Genomic DNA, 18930 nt, shown 5'->3' on the forward strand with positions numbered 1-18930 from the left:
AGTTTGCTATTTCTTATACTGCAATCTGTCGAGCCATCGTTCGGAGCAATCGAGTGGGTACTGATTGAAGCAGTTTCCACGTGATGCTTATCGGCCTGCTGCCGGTGTGATTGACGTATTTGCATGGGCCAAGGAAGTGATAGGGAGCCGAGAGGCCGGACGGCAGATTCTTGGTCTCGCGGACAAACAGCAACGGTGTGTAGCCCAGTTCACTTTGACGAATGTACCGTTGGCCCGTCGGCGATTGCTCGGACGTGTTGCTTTGCGATTGCCAATGGAACAAGTCGTGTGAAATGAGGTAGTCCTCATACATCGTGGTGGGCGAATATTCGTCTTCGGACTTCTGCAGCGTCACGAAGAACACATCGAGCTTGCGGTCCTTTAGATGCAAGACTCCTTCCCGCTGGCTCGGTCGATTATTGAAACTCCAGTGACCAAGTGCAATCAGAATTTCATCCCGCGTATAGGCAGCGTGGATCGCCAGAGGATCGTAAGCCGTTGAACCAGGCGATGCGATCAGAGGCGAATGCTTGAGGCGGTAGTCCAGTACCGCGTTGAGATCACTGATTGCAGATGGATTGGCTCGCAGCCGATGTTCAGCGAGGTCGAGAGTCAGTTCCGAATGCTGGGTCCCCCAGAGCGTCGTCTGCAGCATTTCAATGAGTGCCGGCGCTCTCGTTGACGCTGCTGGCTCGGGCGATGCAAGATACTCTGTCAACGCACTGATCTGCTGCGGGCAATTGATGTGGCTAAGACGACAAAGGCCCTTGGCAAGCTGCAGCTCGTCGGGTGCGTCGATTGGTGCTCCGATCCCAGCGTCTGCCAATAGACGCGACCACAAGCCTCGTTTGAGCAATTCGTCCAAAGATGTATCAAAGTAGTCGAGGGCGTCTTCGAGCGTCGGCGTTCGCCCAAGGTACTGCATCAAGTCACGCAACGAAGCCAACATTCGCGGGCGTACCAATCGAATCGATTCCCGGACGTTCTCAAGAACTCGCTGTTGAGCCACTCGCTCGAGTTTGATTACGCAACCGCTGGGCAAGTGCGGAAACTCGGCTTCGATTTCGTCGTCGAGCTTGGCGGTCGGCTTGCTACTAAGGGCCCGGAATCGGCTAGCGAAACGAAACTCTTTACGCTGTGCGCCAATGAAGTCGAGTACCGTCAAACAATCTTTATGTGGATGCAATCGCAGGCCACGACCGAGCTGCTGCAGGAATACAGTGAGGCTTTCCGTGGGTCGTAGAAATAACACGGTATCAACCTCGGGAATGTCGACACCTTCGTTGTAGAGATCGACAACGAAGATGATGTTCACCGTGCGATCCCGCAGTCGCTGCTGTGCTGAGTTCCGTTCCTCATCATTTGACTGGGCCGACAGGGCAATCGACGAAACGCCGTTGTCATTGAAGAACCTTGCCATGAATTCGGCATGGGCAACGCTGACGCAAAAGGCTAATCCACGAACGTTTGCAAGATTCAAAACCGTATCATAGAGTTTTTCAAGAATCAGCTTTGCTCGAATGTCGTTACCAGTATAAAGCCGATTTAGGTCATCGACTCGGTAGCCGCCACGCTGCCAAGCAAGACCGTCGAGGTCTACCGAATCGGCGACTCCGAAGTACTGGAAAGGGCAAAGTAAGCGACGGTTGATCGCATCGGGCAGCCGGATCTCTGCGCTGGCTCGCCCGCCGAACCAGCTCAGTAAATCGAGTTGATCCGAGCGTTCGGGCGTCGCAGTCAGCCCCAGCAGGATCGTCGGCTGAACGTGTCCGAGCAGCGATTGGTAGCTCGGCGCGGCCGCATGGTGGAACTCGTCGACGACAATGTATTCGAATCGATCGGCCGCCTGGTCGATCAGATTCCGCGAGTTGTAGCTCTGGATTGAGCAGAACAGATGATCGCGCTGCCCTGGATCGTGGCCATCAACAAGCAGATCGCCAAAGTTCTGGTCGCGAACGACGCAGCGGAACGAAGCCAAGGCTTGGTGGAGGATTTCTTTGCGGTGAGCGATAAACAGCAACCGAGGTTTTCGCCCAAGTTGCTGTGCCACACGAGCGTAATCAAACGCGGCGATCATCGTTTTGCCAGTACCTGTCGCAGCCACCACGAGGTGGCGATGCTTGTTCTGGACCTCACGTTCAGCAGCGATGATGTCGAGAATCTCTTCTTGGAATGGAAATGGTCGCAGATCGAAGTTGATCGCTGTTGGCGCGTCCGATAAAACCTGGCGTTCGCGTTGAATCGCATCGCGTAGTCTTGGGACAGCCTGCTCGTCGAATGCTTGAAACTCGTCGTCTTGCCAATAGGTCTCGAAGGTGGCCGTTATTTTGTCCCAGAGATACGACAACTCGTATTGGCTGATCTTGGTTGTCCATTCAAGTCCTTCAGATAACGCTGCGTTCGAAAGATTCGCCGATCCAACGTATGCGCTGCCGAATCCTGTGTTCCGATGAAACAGATAAGCCTTCGCGTGCAAACGCGTTCGTTTCGTATCGTAGCTAACTCGTACCTCAGTTCTCGGCAGCTCTCGAAGCACTTCAATGGCCTTGGGATCGGTCGCCCCCATGTAGCTCGTCGTGATCACGCGAATCACAGTTCCATCGCCAGCAGATCGTTCCGACAACTCACGCAGGTTGTCCAGCAAGACTCGCAAGCCACTCCATTTGATGAATGAGCAAAGGATGTCAACACGATCGCACGTCGCGATCTCTTTGCGGAGTTGGCTGCCAAGACTCGCATCCAACCGTGTGCCGGTGAATAGCGACGATCGCGACAGCGGACTGTCTGGGCGATCATTGGTGGAACCGCTCACAGTTCGATGAATCGCCAGCAGTCGCTGTAACGGCGTCGCAATGCTAAGGCCAGCAGAGTCTTGTTCGCTAAGGACCTCCGAGAGCGTTCCAACGATCCGCTCAACCAATAGCCGCTGCTTCTCGGCCGCATCCGAGCCACGATGCAACGCTAGGCTTGAAGCGATCAACCGTTCCAAATACTGAGCCAGAACCGAATGTGACTCCTCCGAGTCCACAGGCACGAGCGCTACCAGACGCGGATCGCCTAATCGTAAAATCTCCGCTTCGATAGCCTTCGTCAGTAAATGATCGTATAGCCCCGCCTCCATTGAACCTAAATCTCCAGGTTGAAGCTCAGTTGCTCGACGAACTGCTGCGGTAAGTTTGGCCGGCAGCCTGCGTCATCATTGGGTATCAACTTCGTGACTTCGTCTTGGCCCATCACGATGCGGAACCACTGTTCTCGGTCTCGCATCACACGGAACTGGCGCTCGTCGGATGCACCTGCAACATACGGCAAGTAGACATGAATCGAATGACGATTCTCAGCCTTACATCCAAGCCGATCAACTCGACCAGTTCGCTGTTCAATTTGGCTCGGGTTCCATGCCAGATCGTGATGAATCACGTTTCGGCAATAGCGGTGTAGGTCGACGCCTTCCCCCATGACTTCACTACAAACCAGAATGTCAGGGAAGAATGGCGTGTTGAACGCCCGCATGAGACGTGTACGCTGGTCGCGATCCGTCAGGCCAGTTGCCTCTTGAACATTCGCAAGCGTCATCGTGAATCCGTCTTTCTCATCTAGTTGATCTGATGAGAGCGTCTCGTCGACCTTGATGCGAATGGCACCGGTTGACGTTCTTCTGGCGGCCTCTAGAAATCCTTCTCGCTCTGCCGAAGAGCAGCGTCGAACGAAGAAATCCATGAAGGCTTCGAATTTACGACGCCAGGAGAACTTTGAGCCGTCGTCGTGATTTAGCATGACTCGAACAGCCTGCGCGGGAGTCACGGTTTCAAGTTGGTGAATCGGAAATGCTCGTACCAGCGTTGTCGATACTCGCATGAAACGTCGCATAATGTCCACAAGCTCATCACGCACCAAAGCCGATATCGCCTCGCCACGATTCTCCGCCAGTTTTGAATCAACGATTTGCGACAGTTCTTCATCCAATATCTGCCGACCCGTTGTCTTCACGTCATCAAAGTAGCGGTCTTGAACTTTAGCAACTAACTCGTCGATCGCTTTGTCGGATACACCGGTCTGCCCAGCGGCTGCCAATCGACGACGTGCTAGAGCGTAGCTGCGTTTCTCGACTTCATTGCTGATGTGCAGTCGCAAAGCTCTACAGGTGTGACGATAGAAAGCGAAAACGAGAACTTTCTCGCCCTGCTCCCACAGGTCGACGACCCGAGCCACCGTCGCCGCAATCTTTGGATGAGCCGCACCCGTAACAGATAACAACGCGCGATCGAACTCTTGGAGGTACCAGTCTGAATGCGTGCTGTCGACAATGTACGTCGGCGAGTTTTGCACTTCCTCTTCGTCGCGGTCTTGCTGATTGTGCTGGCGAGTGTGCCGGAATGCTTCGTACGATGAGCATAGTGCTTCACCCAACAGTTCCTTACCCGGCGCGGCGGCGCTCCGCGCTGCAAGGAAAAAGGGCAACAGTTGGTCTGGTGGCACCGCTAATCCATCTTCGCAGACTTGATCGTTGTGAATGGCTGCGCCGCAAAGTCGGAGTCTACGTTTAACCGGCAAGTTGGCCCAATTGTCTGTCTTGTTGAAACGAATCAACCAAGGGCGTAGTTGCTCTTCGGCTTTGCTCCGATGGTGCAGGCATTTCTCAAAGGACTCACGCAACGACCGTTGGCGTGGAGTTAGCGACGGCAGATCCCTTTCTTGAATCTCTTGCCACCACTGCGTCGGCTCAACATCTGATGGCAGATCTGTTGGTCCCAAACGCTGCCAGCACTTCTGCAAATGAATAGCGGCTCTTTGACTTTCAGTGAGTGCTTTCTCTAGCTCATCAAGCTTTTGATGTAGGACGGTTGGCTCCATGCACTGCGAATTCTTGTCCCAATGAATGTCGCCAAATCGCCGAAGAACCCGAATCAGCTCCTGATGCCCGAGCTGAAAAGGTGTCGCCGTCAAGAACAACATCCGATCGAAAGCGCGTGAGAGCGCCCCTTCACCAGCTCGTAAGTCCTCATCTGAATCCGGGGATTGAAGCTGTCGAGCCAAGTTGGTCGTTGGGTTCTTCAGATGGTGCGCTTCATCCATGATCAGCAACGGCGAACGCCACGAAGCTTTTGCCAAAAGCTCTCGCCATGCCACATCTTCCATCCTCTTCAACTCATGTCGAACTACCTTGAGCCGAGCTGAGAGGTTCTCGCTTTTTCGTAGCGGCATTTGCTCCAGTGCTTCGGCAAGCGGCCGCAGGTCGAGCTTGCCCTTTTCTAAAGCCTTGAGAACCGCTTCGGGCACTGGATCATCTGCGAGCTGACGCTTTTGATTCCCGACCTCGGCGTTGTAAAGCTCCCTCCATTCTCTTGGATCTTTACGCAAGAGATCGTCCCAGAGTTGTTCCTTCCAGCCACTCGCGGATTGCTCGCCGAGTGCTTGCAACAATTCCGCCATGAATCGGTGAGCAACCTTTCGCACTCCGACCAAAGCTGATTTGCCACGCGCATGTCTCCGAAACGCCTCGCGAACTAATGCAAGCCGAACCCATTTGTCAGACTGACGCCTTGCCATCGATCCTTGAGCAAGAAAGACAATATGGCAACGGATACGCGCCGGATCATCCAACAACTTCAGAAAGTCGACGCTGCTTCTCGCTACACCGTATCGAAACGCATCCGTGGCACGAAGCTCTTTCGGAGTTGCTTGGTTGCGATCGATCGGATTGTGCCCGGAGACATAGAGCTCACAAAATGTCTTTAGGTCATTCGCCCACTTGTCGATCAAATTGGGCGGGGCCATGACCACAACAGGTCCACGCTTACTTTGCAATCCAACGCAGTAGGCCACTGCCAGAGCAACAAATGTCTTGCCCATCCCTACTTCATCTGCCAAGACGACACCAGGTTGCACTCGCAGGCGATTGAGTATCTCAACCGTTTCACGCTTTTGGCGATCTTGGTCTGCAATGGGCACATGCTCATTCTGCTTTGAGCCCAGCACCAAGCTGTCCACAACTTGGAATGTATCTACTGCTGACATTGCTTTACTGTCCTTCCCCAAAATGCGAGCAGGTCTTTTCCGAACCTTCCGCTATCGGATCTTACGCGTTGGTCTAAGCACCGAACTAAGTTGCTTAGAAACGGCAGATAGATTTCATTGAACAGATCGCGCGTTACTGTTCCGGCTTCATCCGAATAGTTCACCTCGTGAAGCAGAATCATGAAATCGATCAGCGACAACAGAGCTTCCTCGGCATTGGTCGAGGTGGTCAAAGCTTCAGCGCACAATCGCTCTGCCAGTGCCTTGACACCAATGAAGCCTTCCAATCGCCAAAGTATCGCTTGCTTCGTGCGTGCCGGGCGCTCCAGGTTTTGTCGCAGTCTCGCAAACACACGGGCCCGATTCCGAATCCGATGCAGAAAGGTATTGGCCAGGGAATATGCTCTCAGCGGGTCGAGATCTGCCGGTTCAGCCGAGTCCAAGTCTTCGTCAAATCCGTCTTCACTTCGCTGTATCGTCTTAGTCCAAACCCGAAGAGCGGCACCTGGATCAGAGGCAGCCAGGATTATCAACAGATCATCGGCCGACATGTTTTGAATCTCGGTAGGTGCTGGCAGATCATCTGGGCACTCGACGTTGATGGGCAAGAAACCTTCACTCCAAGTGCCGTCGTGGCTAAGCCAACGCACCAGCAATCGAGAAGGAGGCGTTGCATGCTGCCAATCAACTTCAACTTGGGCTTTGCCTCCAGCCCCGTTCCATTCGCTGGCGGTAAGAGTGAACCAGTGTGTTTGAGGCAGTGACTGACAAATCCAGTCTGTAGGCAAATTCGTGGGATCGAGATCGAGGGTCAACTTTGGGTTGGTGCCCGCGCGAAAGGTAGCAGATACGAAGGACAACGGAACGCATGCAACATCACTTCGCTCTTCCTCATCGAGTTCTTGCGCTGGACCTCGAAGCAAGTCTTCGCTCAGATTGTCAACCGTCTCCATCTCCGGCCAAACTTGATCTAGCTGCTTCGATGCTTTGGATTGGCCACCGAGTTTAGCGATTGTCAGCAGATTCAATTCAGCATTAGCGGCCCCATCGACTCCCATGCCGGCTTTCGTGAAATTCGAAGAGCCAATCATCAGGGCAGCATAACCGCGAGCATCGTCGTAGCGTCGTAGGGCCAGCATCTTGGCGTGCCATGGACGTTCATTCCCCTGAGTGTCAGTTTGTGGAAGTATCTCGAACTCGACATGATCGACGTATTTTCTACTCGTAACGAGTAAGCTTTTTGGAGCTGCAAGTCGCGGAGCTTCCGTTCCCAATCGGTCCAGGGAAGGGACCGCGATATAGATCGATCGCGTTCTTCCCCGTGCATAGGCCTTGCAAAGGGCGGCTGTCGTTGCGTCTTCCGCGTCACCGACGTCGAAGAACGGAGAAGCAACCCATATCTCCTCAGGACCTCCATGCTTGAGACACGCTTTCACAGTCTCAGAAAGTGCGCTCCGGGCTTCCTCAGATCGAAAGGCATTCCGGGGCAGGGTTGCAACCAGTACTTGTTGTATAGACGGATCTCTAGTCGCTTTCGGCCAATCCTGAATCAGCAACTTCACTTGCCCTAAAAATGCTGTCGCACGCTTCTTCTGTGGGCTCTCGCCTTCACCACTGGGGACGAAATCGATTAACGATTCAAGGAATTGAACTGCGTCGGCGACGAGTCTCTGATCGGTACCATCCAGATTGCCGTCAATGGCGATCGTCACCTCCTGATTACTGCGATATCCCTGTTCTGTCAAATTCGCGGAACTCACAATGACACGTATGCAATTCTCCCAAGCCAGCAGACTGAGCTTGGCGTGCTGCTTCCCGCGAGGAATGTGTACTGACAATACATCCCAGCGAAGAGAGTGTTCGACACCCGCCTGCGATCGATCGACAAGCACGCCGGCGTATGCTTTTCCAAGGTTGGCCTCCCGCTCCAACAGATAAGCCAACTCCTCTCGCTGCGGATCAGAATCAACTTGCAGAAAGCGAGCCAAGCACTGTTCCTCAAAAAGTCCAGGCTGAAACGTGAATGTTGTAGCAAGACAGCCGATCGGTTCACCGGCCCCCACAGGAGCTCGCCACAGCTCAAGCATGGCAACGGCAGCGTCGGACTTCCGTTTCTTTGCCATTACCTTAGGTCCTTGTAGAAGTTGCGGATGGGTCGCGCACGGTAGTCATGGACAAAACGATCGGGCATCGGATCTGAGATGCTATCGCGATACTGCTGACGCAGATAAATACGGTCTTCCCCTAACCGATCGAACCAGGTTCGCTTGCCTGATTCGCTCTTTCCTCGTTGAATCGCTTCATGATGTTCGCACAAGGCAACGGCCGTCTCGGGTGTCGTCATCGGTTCGGCGAACGCTCTGAACCTTTCATCGAATTTACTGGCCAATCGTCCGTCCAAGGCTTGAACCGCTGCATACGCCGACTCGAACGCTGTCGAAAGATCAGCAACAGCGTCAACAAACGTCGACTCACCGCCAAGTTCTGTAACTTTAAGCCCTCGCATATCGGCATACACCGCATGCTTTCGAATCAGATTGAATCCATCGCTCAACTTGCGACAGAATGCTTCGTAGACCGTGATCGCATCAAGCAATGTTGACAGGTTCGGTACACGCGACTTCAGCTCAGCGAACACTCGCTCTTCACAGTAAATGTCGTCGTCTAACTCGTCTTGAAGGCTCCAGATATCGGGCAATGCACCAAGCGATCGGTGGTCATTGTTTAGCAACAGCCGGCTGAGAACTTTCTTTTCGTGTTTGCCTGCATCATCGGGTCGCATCGAATGTGCGAGTTGATCCCATTTGTCGGTGTTCCAATAGGTGTGTGTGCGTGGTGGAGTTGCTTCCAAACTGCGACGCAGCCCTGTTCTCCAGACGTCAAATATTTGATTAGCATCTTGTCGAGTGCCCCAACCTTGATCGCGAGCCCATGCCTGCACGAGTTCTTCTGCACTGGCCTGCGGATTCATGTGCACATCGACAAGCCCAAGATGGATGGCCAGTCGCTTGTACACACCGTGAAAGCCGAAGATCCGCGGCGTCTTCAGATAACTACGTTCATCGAGATACTGATGCGCTCTCAGCGCACGTTTTGTCACCAGCGTACCTGGCACTCCACGCAGCTCCGGAGCAATCGTTGGCGATCGCAGCAAAGCCTCCACCACCAGCCACTCCCAAACCAGCCATGGTTCACAGCCGCTGTCGCCAGCTTTCCACTCTAGCTCCTCGCTGAGAACAGCCCCAACTGCCATGACAGTCAGAAACCGGATGCGTTGCATACGTTCTCGCACCGCCGGCACCAGCTTTGTCGCAAGCTGATCAGCGATCAAGTACAGCCCCAGCGGATCGAGCGTGCCTTCGCTGCTCGTCTCTGGGTCAAACGCCGTGAGGGCGGGAAGCGTTAACGACATGAAACAACCATGGATTGCTGCAAATGCGCGGCGAACAAGACATTCTTAAACACGTATTTGAGATTGAACAAGTACGGAACGGAATGAATCACTTTGGTTTACCCACTCGGTTTCTTACCAACTTTTCAAGCCGGAGGTTTTCAACCATTCGATCAATCGTTGAAGAGTCGCATTGAGCAAGTTCGCGAAACGCTTCGGGCTGCTCGAGAATGCGTTTCGAAATGGAATCCGGGATTCTGTGCGAAAGAAGAAGCAGCTCTTCTTCATCCGCGTCGAGTGCGGATGCCAATCGTTGAATCAGACTAGCAGAGGGAAACTCCCCAAAGTCGAGCTTACCTCGTTCAATTTTGCTCAAATAAGTAAATCCGACTCCAACCATCGGTGCGAGCCTCCGCAACGAATAGTTCTTTGCTGCCCGCAGATCCCGGATTCTTTGACCAAAGGTGTTCATAGTGAATACCTGCTTGTGGGGTTAATGCTAGTATCGTACGATAGTTGCAGGTTTTAGGCAACACTCCCCGCGAGACTGAATTTTGCGGGTTACCTTTCTGGGCTATTCGCATGCCGGATGAAAAACAGAACCAATTTCTACGAGACCTAGATCGAAAGCTGTGGACAGCGGCCGATCGCTTGCGATCCGACTTAGACGCGGCTGTCTATAAGCACGCAGTTCTGGGACTTATCTTCCTCAAGTACGTATCAGATTCGTTCGAGATCCGCCAAAGAGAAGTCGAAGCTCAACTACGCGATAAAAAGCACGATTACTACCTTGACCGCGATGATTACGAATCTGAAGAATCTTACGCGGAAGCCATTCACGATGAACTGGAAATCCGCGACTACTACCTTGAACGAAACGTGTTCTGGGTACCGGCACTAGCGCGTTGGAAGACGATTCAGGAAAGCGCCCCACTGCCGCAAGGTACCGAGATCGAGGTCAAGAACGGAAAGAGGATCACGTACAAGATCAGTTCCACCGGCAAGCTGATCGATGACGCTTTGGCCGAGATCGAAAAGGAAAACCCAAAGCTCAAGAATGTCCTCAACAAGGGCTATACGGGGCTTCAGCTTTCGCAAAGCAGCCTTGTCGGCTTGATCAATTTAATTGCCGAGATCCCGTTTCAGCATGAAGAGCTTGATGCCAAAGACATTCTGGGGCACGTCTATGAGTACTTCTTGGGCCAGTTCGCTTTAGCCGAAGGAAAGAAAGGCGGTCAATACTACACACCCAAATCGATCGTCAATCTGATCGTTGAAATGCTCGAACCATTTAAGGGTCGTGTCTATGACCCAGCTATGGGTAGCGGCGGGTTCTTCGTTTCCAGTGAACGATTCATCGAAGAACACGGTGGCAAGATCGGCGACGTTTCGGTCTATGGCCAGGAGTCAAATCCAACCACATGGCGACTCGCGGCCATGAACATGGCGATTCGCGGCATCGATTTCAACTTCGGCAAAGAGCCATCCAACAGCTTTACAAGCGACCAGCACCCCGATTTGCGAGCCGACTTCGTAATGGCGAATCCACCCTTCAACATGAAGGAGTGGTGGAATGCAAAACTGGAAGGTGATCCACGCTGGATGTACGGCCAACCACCTCAGAACAACGCCAACTTTGCTTGGCTCCAGCACATGCTCTATCACTTGGCACCGAAAGGCTCGATGGCGCTGCTGCTGGCCAATGGTTCAATGAGCACCAGCACCAGTGGTGAAGGCGAAATCCGCAAGGCGCTCGTCGAAGCCGATCTAATCGAGTGCATGGTCGCGTTGCCTGGCCAGCTATTCACCAACACACAGATTCCGGCTTGCATCTGGTTCTTGACCAAGAACAAAAACGCTAGTGGTCGAGGCAAAGCGCCTTTTCGCGATCGACGCAAAGAGGTGCTGTTTATCGACGCCCGCAAACTCGGCACGATGGTCGATCGAGTGTTGCGAGCATTCAGTGACGACGACACGAACAAAATAGTATCGACCTTCCACCATTGGAAGCGCGGCCCGATCCTGAGCGGCGAGGCGCTAGCCGCCGGTGGCACAGTCAGTTATCGCGACATCGCCGGGTTCTGCAAAAGTGCGACGCTCGAAGATATCGCGGGCCACGGTCATGTGCTAACTCCTGGGCGATACGTTGGGGCCGAAGAGATCGAAGACGATGGCGAGCTTTTTGAAGACAAGATGGCCAAGTTGACCGCTGAGCTTGCCAGTCAATTTCAGGAGTCCCATCGACTCGAAAAAGCGATCCGCAAAAATTTAGCGTTTATCGGGTTTGCCCTGCCGGAGGTCGGTTAGGCATGTCCACCTTTACGAATCTACTATTTCACATCATCTACAGCACCAAATATCGGAAGCCGCTTATCCAAGCGGCATGGCAAGATGATCTCTATGGATACATTGGTGGTATCGTTCGCGAAAACAAAGGCACATTGTTGAAAATTGGGGGCATTGCGGATCATGTCCATTTATTGGCAAAGTTGAGTCCCACGCTCGCAATTTCCGATGTCTTGCGAATCGTCAAAACGAATTCATCGAAATGGGTAAATGAGCGGGTGGATGTTCATTATAAATTCCAATGGCAACCAGGATTCGCAGCATTTTCCGTGAGCGAGTCGCAAGCCCCTGTAGTCGAAGCTTACATCGCCAATCAAGCAGAACATCATCGAGCGAAATCATTCCAAGAAGAATTTCTTGCCATTCTGAAGAAGCACAACATCGAGTTCGATCCTCGCTACGTCTTCGAGCAGGAGATCATCGAATGAAACATCAATTGTCCCCAAAGCAGCTTCCGAACATAGCCGCAACGCGGCGACAGGTTGTAGCCATGGGCGTGAGCCCGTGGAACACAAGCGATTCGACGCGTGTTAGTCCCGAAGGGACGAAAGGAGCCCCGCGCCGCGCACGGCCTTTCGCCCCTTCGGGGCTGTCGATCCAAAAAACGACCACATTCCATGGGCTCGCGCCCATGGCTACAGCCTTCCGTCCCTTCGGGACTATGTACGCCATCACCATGTCCAACCGTGGGGGCGAAGTTTAATGAACGACGACCTACCCAGCCCACCCAACCGGCAGTTCTTATTTTACGACACCGAGGACGGCGTCACCCGTGTTCAGATGCTCGTCGACGGCCACACCGTCTGGATGCCCCAGAAGGCGATTGCCGAGCTATTTGAGACCAGCGTAGCCAACGTAAACATCCATATCGGCAACATTTGCGACGATTCCGAGGTCGATCCCGATTCAGTTATTAAGGAATACTTAATAACTGCCGGCGACGGCAAGCAGTATCGAACGAAGCACTATAGCCTGCAAATGATCCTCGCGATCGGCTTCCGGGTTCGCAGCGCCCGAGGAAGCCAATTTCGCCGTTGGGCCAACGACACGCTCAGGCAGTATCTCGAAAAGGGATTTGTCCTGAATGATCAGCGGCTCAAGGCAGCCGAAACGACCTTCGGCGTCGATTACTTCGAAGAGCTCCTCGAACGCATTCGCGACATCCGAGCGTCGGAGCGGCGGTTCTATCAGAAGATCACCGACATCTACGCCACCAGCTCGGACTACGATCCGAAGGCGGAGATCACACAAGAGTTCTTCGCCACGGTGCAGAATAAACTAGAGTGGGCGATTACAGGGATGACAGCGGGCGAAATCTTGAAAGCTCGAGCCGACTCGGGCAAGCCCAACATGGGGCTACAAACTTGGAAAAACGCGCCTGACGGCAAGATTCGCAAGTCTGATGTAACGATCGCCAAAAACTATCTCAGTGAAGACGAGCTTCGAGAGTTAAATCGAGTCGTCACCATGTATCTCGACTACGCCGAAGATCAAGCGCGACGCCAAAAGCCGATGACCATGTCAGCTTGGGTTGGCAAGCTTGATGCGTTTCTCGAGTTCAACGATCGAGCCGTCCTCAATCATGCAGGCAGCATTCAGAAGAAAGTTGCCGATCAGTTGGCTTTGGAGCATTTCGATCTGTACTCCGCCGAACTGCGTCGGATCGAAGCGACAGAACCGACAAGTGACTTCGATCGCTTCGTTGACGGAGTGAAGAAGATTAAGCCACCACGGAAGGATCCAAATAGCAATGACTAGCGAATGGCCAAGACGAACTGTTCATGAACTCCAACAAGATGGTGTCTTAGGCTTCGCTAAACAATAAGTGTCCGGATTAGGGTTGATTCCGATGATTAAAATTTGCGATGATTTCGGGTATGCCGGATGCACAAGTCATAACATGGATCGCACAGAAGTATACCGCAATTGAAGCGGATTTGGATGAACGCGCCCGTCGTCGATGGGCAGCCGCAGAAGCGCGATCCTTGGGTTGGGGAGGAATCTCTGCTGTTGCTGCGGCAACGGGGGTTTCGGAACGCACTATTCGTCGCGGCATTCTCGAACTCGATGATCCCAACGCAGCATCCTCCAACAGACAAAGACAACCGGGGGCCGGTCGTAAATCTCGGGAGGTTGAACAGCCGAAACTTAAAAAGGCTTTGGATCGACTCGTTTCATCCGGCACTCGCGGCGATCCGATGTCCCCTCTTCGGTGGACATGCAAAAGCACCAAGTCCCTTGCCGTTGAATTGCAGCGGCAAGGATTTCAGGTCAGCAGTGTGAAGGTAGGCCAACTGCTCAAGGCGGCTGGCTACAGCCTTCAGGCGAATCGTAAGACCATCGAAGGCAATCAACACCCAGATCGAAATGCGCAGTTTGAATTCATCTCAAAGCGAATAGTCCTACTTCAGAAGAAGCATCAGCCAACCATTTCGGTTGACACGAAAAAGAAAGAAGTCTTGGGAAACCTGAAAAACGCAGGGAAAACGTACCGACGCCGAAAAGATCCGATCAAAGTCGAGACGCACGACTTTCCCGATAAGGAATTGGGCAAGGCAGTCCCGTATGGCGTGTATGATATTGGGCGAAATGAAGCAGGCGTGACGATTGGTATTAGCAGCGATACAGCCGAGTTTGCCGTATCGGCAATCAGTAGATGGTGGAAACGGCTGGGTTCCAAAAGCTACCCGAAAGCCATGCGGGTACTAATCACAGCCGATAGTGGCGGGAGTAATAGCCCGCGCACACGACTTTGGCGAACCGAGTTACAAAAATTGGCCAATGCTACTGGGCTGATCATCGAAGTTTGCCACTATCCTCCCGGCACAAGCAAGTGGAACAAAATTGAACACAAACTGTTTTGCCACATAACCCGCAATTGGCAGGGAGTTCCTCTTGAAACTCTAGAGGTTGTTGTAAGCCTCATTGGCAACACACGTACGACCACCGGCCTAGAGGTGCATGCATGGATAGATGGAAAGACCTACGAGAAAGCTCGAAAGGTTACCGACGAGGAGCTCGCAGAAGTTATAATTCATCGGAATAAATTCCATGGAGAATGGAATTACGAAATACACCCGGCAAAATAAATAATTACGGACAGTAATTGTTTAGCAAGGCCTTACTTGTTGAAGACGGAAATCATGGCGAGAGTCGACCTCGCCCCGGAGAATTCGGAGAGGGGGAAGTGAGCTTTATCCGCGCGGCGGACATGGCCGATGGTCGAGTGCTATTCGATACTGCTCAAAGAATAAATAAAACAGCAGTGAAACGAATTCGCAAGGGAATTGGGTGCGGTGGAGACGTACTGCTCTCACACAAAGGAACAGTTGGAAAAGTGGCCTTTGTCCCGCTGGAATGCCCTCCGTTTGTATGTTCACCACAGACTACCTTTTGGAGAACTTTAAATCCTAAAAAAATTGATCGTCGATTTCTTTACTCATATCTATGCTCGTCTGGTTTCCGAAAGCAATTGGACGCACGCGCTAACGAAACGGATATGGCTGGGTACGTCAGCCTTACAGCCCAGCGGACATTCGAAATACCGCTACCGCCTATTGAAGTGCAGCGATCCATTGGTGACATTCTTGGCTCCCTCGACGACAAGATCGAGATTAACCGTCGGATGAACGCGACGCTGGAGTCGATGGCGCAAGCGATCTTCAAGAGCTGGTTCATCGACTTCGATCCCGTCCACCGCAACGCCGCCCGTCGCCTGGCCAAGCCAGCTAAACCTGATTCAATCGCGATCTTCGACCACGTTTTTCCGGATTCGTTTGAAGAGTCAGATATCGGGAGAATACCTAAAACATCAGAGGTCTGCTCACTATATGACACTGCTGAATATATTAATGGAGCCGCATTTCGCACTAGTGACTTTTGTGATCCTGCGCTGGGTCTTCCTGTGATCAAGATCGCGGAGTTGAAGTACGGCCTTTCACAACAGACCAAATACTCCATGCGACAACTTCCAGAGAATCAAATGGTCAGGCAAGGTGACCTACTCTACTCGTGGTCTGGGAGCCCAGACACGTCACTCGACGTATTCGTCTGGACGCTAGGTGAAGGCCTACTCAATCAACATATATTTAAAGTAGTTTGCAACTCTGAACCCCAGAAGCATTTCGTGTACTACCTTCTTCGGCACTTGCGATCGGTTTTGGTGGAGATTGCTAGAAACAAACAGACGACAGGATTAGGGCACGTAACTGTTGCAGATATGCGGCGTCTTATGCTCTGCGTCCCTCCGTCGAGTCTATTACGGACTTGTGATGTGGTTTTCTCAAACCTATTTAACCAATGCCTAAATATACAAATCGAAATTCAGAGGCTCGCGCTGCTCAGAGATAGCCTTCTTCCTCGCCTAATTGCCGACGGCGGCTCAGTGCCAATTCTGGGAGACGGGATAAATGGCTAAAAAAATCTGTTTAGATCTGCACTTTAGGGGATTGTTGGAATAGCGTGCTAGGCTTATGCCGCTAGGGCCAAGAGTCTTTCGAATCGGTCGCGTATTTTTGATGGATCGGCGGCAGATTGGAGATCTCTCAAAAATACTTCGCGCAGCATTTTCCGGGCTATTCCTCGCCGGCGGTCATTGTGCGAAGGACGGCGAGTTGGATTGTCCCATGGACGATCGCTTCGGTCCACCAGTTGTTCACTCGTGTGATCCCAACACTCCAATTCAACCAGTGTATACAACCATCCGCACAGGTTCCAGCAGCCAATGCTCGACCACACGTTACGAACTTGTTGCTCACCTGCACCCCAGATTTCTTTGACGTCATGAAAATGCTCTTCGATCGCCCACCGATCCGACGCTGTCTTCAGAATCATCTCGACGCTCATCAAAGCGTCAGTGCTAACGTACGCCGCCCAATTACCCCTGGTGTATTCCAGCAGTACCACTCGAACTGTCCCACCCACAACTTGGCTTGTCGCCAAAAATGTCTTGTAGCGACGCTCGACCATAACGCCGCGACAACAGTAGCTAATCGTTTTCCAACCTCGACGATTAGTCGCTCGCTTTTTGAGGCTGATACGGTTCTTGCCGTATTTGCGAGGCCGACCACGCTGTCCGGTTTTGTTCACGGGAAGCTCAAACAGCTTGGCGTCACTACGCAGCCTCGTCACTATGATCGCCCCTTCGGCAATCAGCGGTCGGATCAACACCATCGCTGCATACGCTCCGTCGAACACGACGATGAACCCAGCCTTGCTTCCCAGGGCTCTAAGGGTCCGCATCACTTTTCGGCAGAGCTCCAAGGCGAGTTCGTGTTTAGTGCGAAATTCCCATTCATATCGCTGTTTCAGCTTGGTGATGTCAACTTCGCGAACGTACAACATCGACAATATGGGCAGCGCGATTATGCCAAACAGCGGACGGCTTATCAGCATCGCCAAGCAGACCCAGTTGTGTCCGTAGAGCCAGTCTCCATCACCCGGGCCAGGAGTCGGATTGTGGTGAATGTTGGCCGCCTCCACGCATGGCCCAAATCGTCTGGTTGGCGAATCGTCGATGGCCATCGTCCAGTAACCTTTTTCACCAGGATCAAACTTTCTGAGGATTACCCCAAGAACCGCAAACGCCAACGCAGCGGCGTTCTTGCCGACGGATTGAAGCAGTTCATAAAAGCGATCCCAATCGTCTTTGACACCCGCACATCGAAACCAACTGGCGGCCGTCCGGCGACCTCCGGCCAGCAAAGCTCCGGCAACAACAATCGGCAGCCGGAACGCGATTCGCTTGTCCAGCAAGCTGCTCATGGCGGTAGTGAGTGTGGCTATACCGCCCAGCAGTGGCACGCTGGCAGCTTCAGTGGATTGACGATTCGGATTGGCCGTAACCAACCTCTGCCGTTTGTCGTGTTGAGACGACGTGGATTTCGCAGCATGTTGAGCTTGTGGAGGTCTGCCGGAGTGTTTACGCTTAGCCATCCTTGGCCCTTTGTGGATGATTGGTTTGGTGTGGTAACCTCCAATTTCCCGAAGGGCCTTTTTCGTGGCAAGATCAATCCTCGACTTGATTGATGAGATTCCCTAAAGTGCAGTTTAGATGACAAGCAATTGATAAAGTCAGTGGAGTCTCATCTAAATAACGAGTTTCAAAGGTACGAAGACTTTAATGAGGCATTCGATGGGCCGGACCCAATTCTGATCCCAAGTCTAGATAAGTACCAGGATCCCCACCGGTTTCAGGCAAGCGAACTTCTCTTCTACACAGATCGTGAAGCCTATTTTAACGAGCTTCAATTTTGGGAAAGTGCGAGGATATCTGAAGAGCATAATGAAGCCTTGGAAGTCTTAAAGTCTCATGACCAACTACCACTATTTAATGAGTTAGCAGAGGCTGTAACTCGCCGGCGCATAGCGCCATTTATTGGAGCGGGTCTGTCGTACATGTGCGATTACCCGACGTGGGGAGACGCACTTTTAGAGATCAAATCAAAAATTGACGGCGTTGATGATGTCAGTTTTTCTGAGGCAATGTCGCGTTTTGACTACCTTAGTGCCGCGCAGTTGCTCTGGGATAAGGACGAAACTCAACTCAAGAACTACATAAGAACAAAGTTCTCCGATGGTCGCCTTCCGGATGGGAAGGTGAAAGGCCCGGTAACATGGTTACCCAAATTCTGCTTTGGCTGTGTGATAACCACCAATTTCGACCCTGTAATTGAGACCGTGTTTGAAAAGCGATTCGAAGGCTACATGCATGGAGTACAGGCCGCAAACAAGTTTGTCCCGAAGCTAATCAAAGGGGAACGCTGTATATTGAAGCTTCATGGAGACGCAGAAGATCACGACTCTTACGTATTTACCAAGAATCAGTACTTGAATGCGTACGGCGATCCGTTTGACTTTAAGAAGCCATTACCAAAGGCGCTTAGACAGATATTTGTTAGTCATTCAATGTTGTTCGTCGGTTGTAGTCTCGAAACCGATAAAACTCTCGAATTGTTCACTCACGTAATTGAACGGTCTGACTTCGAGATACCCACTCATTTCGCTTTTCTGCCTCTGCCAGGTTCTGCGTGTACGGAAACAAAGGCGCAGAAGGAGAACCGGCTACTCAAGCTTCATATTCATCCAATTTGGTTCCCAGACAAAGAATTTCGTCTCGTCGATGGCTACTTAAGACTCTTGATAGACATTTCAAGCGGAAGAATTAGGGTCTAGGA

Annotated in this window: 12 protein-coding genes; 6 read left to right on the top strand and 6 right to left on the bottom strand. The window is 52.3% G+C overall.

Annotated features, from left to right (window positions below):
* Positions 1–13 precede the first annotated feature (13 nt).
* The 5 genes from SH302x_RS12400 to SH302x_RS12420 form a co-directional block, all read right to left on the bottom strand.
* Complete coding sequence (locus tag SH302x_RS12400) at positions 14–3121, bottom strand: DEAD/DEAH box helicase (protein WP_479369000.1); 3108 nt, start codon at positions 3119–3121, stop codon at positions 14–16.
* Between the two features lie 5 nt (positions 3122–3126).
* The gene (locus tag SH302x_RS12405) at positions 3127–6018 is read right to left on the bottom strand and encodes a helicase-related protein (RefSeq protein WP_479369001.1); all 2892 of its coding nucleotides are present in this window, start codon (positions 6016–6018) and stop codon (positions 3127–3129) included.
* On the bottom strand, positions 6006–8141 hold the full coding sequence (locus tag SH302x_RS12410; RefSeq protein ID WP_479369002.1) for a phospholipase D-like domain-containing protein: 2136 nt from the start codon (positions 8139–8141) through the stop codon (positions 6006–6008). The genes SH302x_RS12405 and SH302x_RS12410 overlap by 13 nt, the downstream gene beginning before the upstream one ends.
* Entirely contained in the window at positions 8141–9430 is a 1290-nt protein-coding gene (locus SH302x_RS12415) for a hypothetical protein (RefSeq protein ID WP_479369003.1), read from the bottom strand. Before SH302x_RS12415 ends, SH302x_RS12410 begins: the two co-directional genes overlap by 1 nt.
* An 88-nt stretch (positions 9431–9518) precedes the next feature.
* On the bottom strand, positions 9519–9881 hold the full coding sequence (locus SH302x_RS12420; protein ID WP_479369004.1) for a helix-turn-helix domain-containing protein: 363 nt from the start codon (positions 9879–9881) through the stop codon (positions 9519–9521).
* Positions 9882–9991: 110 nt separating this feature from the next.
* Here SH302x_RS12420 and SH302x_RS12425 point away from each other — a divergent pair, with 110 nt between their 5' ends.
* The 5 genes from SH302x_RS12425 (at position 9992) to SH302x_RS12445 (ending at position 16172) form a co-directional block, all read left to right on the top strand.
* A complete protein-coding gene (locus tag SH302x_RS12425) occupies positions 9992–11716 on the top strand; it encodes a class I SAM-dependent DNA methyltransferase (protein WP_479369005.1) in 1725 nt (574 codons plus the stop codon).
* Between the two features lie 2 nt (positions 11717–11718).
* Positions 11719–12183, top strand: coding sequence for an IS200/IS605 family transposase (gene tnpA, locus SH302x_RS12430; RefSeq protein WP_479369006.1), 465 nt, complete (start codon positions 11719–11721; stop codon positions 12181–12183).
* A 274-nt stretch (positions 12184–12457) separates the two neighbouring features.
* Positions 12458–13513, top strand: coding sequence for a virulence RhuM family protein (locus SH302x_RS12435; RefSeq protein ID WP_479369007.1), 1056 nt, complete (start codon positions 12458–12460; stop codon positions 13511–13513).
* A gap of 119 nt (positions 13514–13632) precedes the next feature.
* Positions 13633–14844, top strand: a complete 1212-nt coding sequence (locus tag SH302x_RS12440; protein WP_479369234.1) for an ISAzo13 family transposase — start codon at positions 13633–13635, stop codon at positions 14842–14844.
* Positions 14845–14942: 98 nt separating this feature from the next.
* A complete protein-coding gene (locus SH302x_RS12445; RefSeq protein ID WP_479369008.1) occupies positions 14943–16172 on the top strand; it encodes a restriction endonuclease subunit S in 1230 nt (409 codons plus the stop codon).
* Positions 16173–16225: 53 nt separating this feature from the next.
* Here the strand turns inward: SH302x_RS12445 and SH302x_RS12450 are convergent, their stop codons facing one another.
* A complete protein-coding gene (locus SH302x_RS12450) occupies positions 16226–17689 on the bottom strand; it encodes an IS701 family transposase (protein ID WP_479363345.1) in 1464 nt (487 codons plus the stop codon).
* Positions 17690–17830: 141 nt separating this feature from the next.
* On the opposite strand from SH302x_RS12450, the gene SH302x_RS12455 reads away from it, so the two are divergent.
* On the top strand, positions 17831–18928 hold the full coding sequence (locus SH302x_RS12455) for an SIR2 family NAD-dependent protein deacylase (protein WP_479369009.1): 1098 nt from the start codon (positions 17831–17833) through the stop codon (positions 18926–18928).
* Positions 18929–18930: the final 2 nt, after the last annotated feature.

The organism is Njordella calcicola (genome assembly GCF_056494125.1).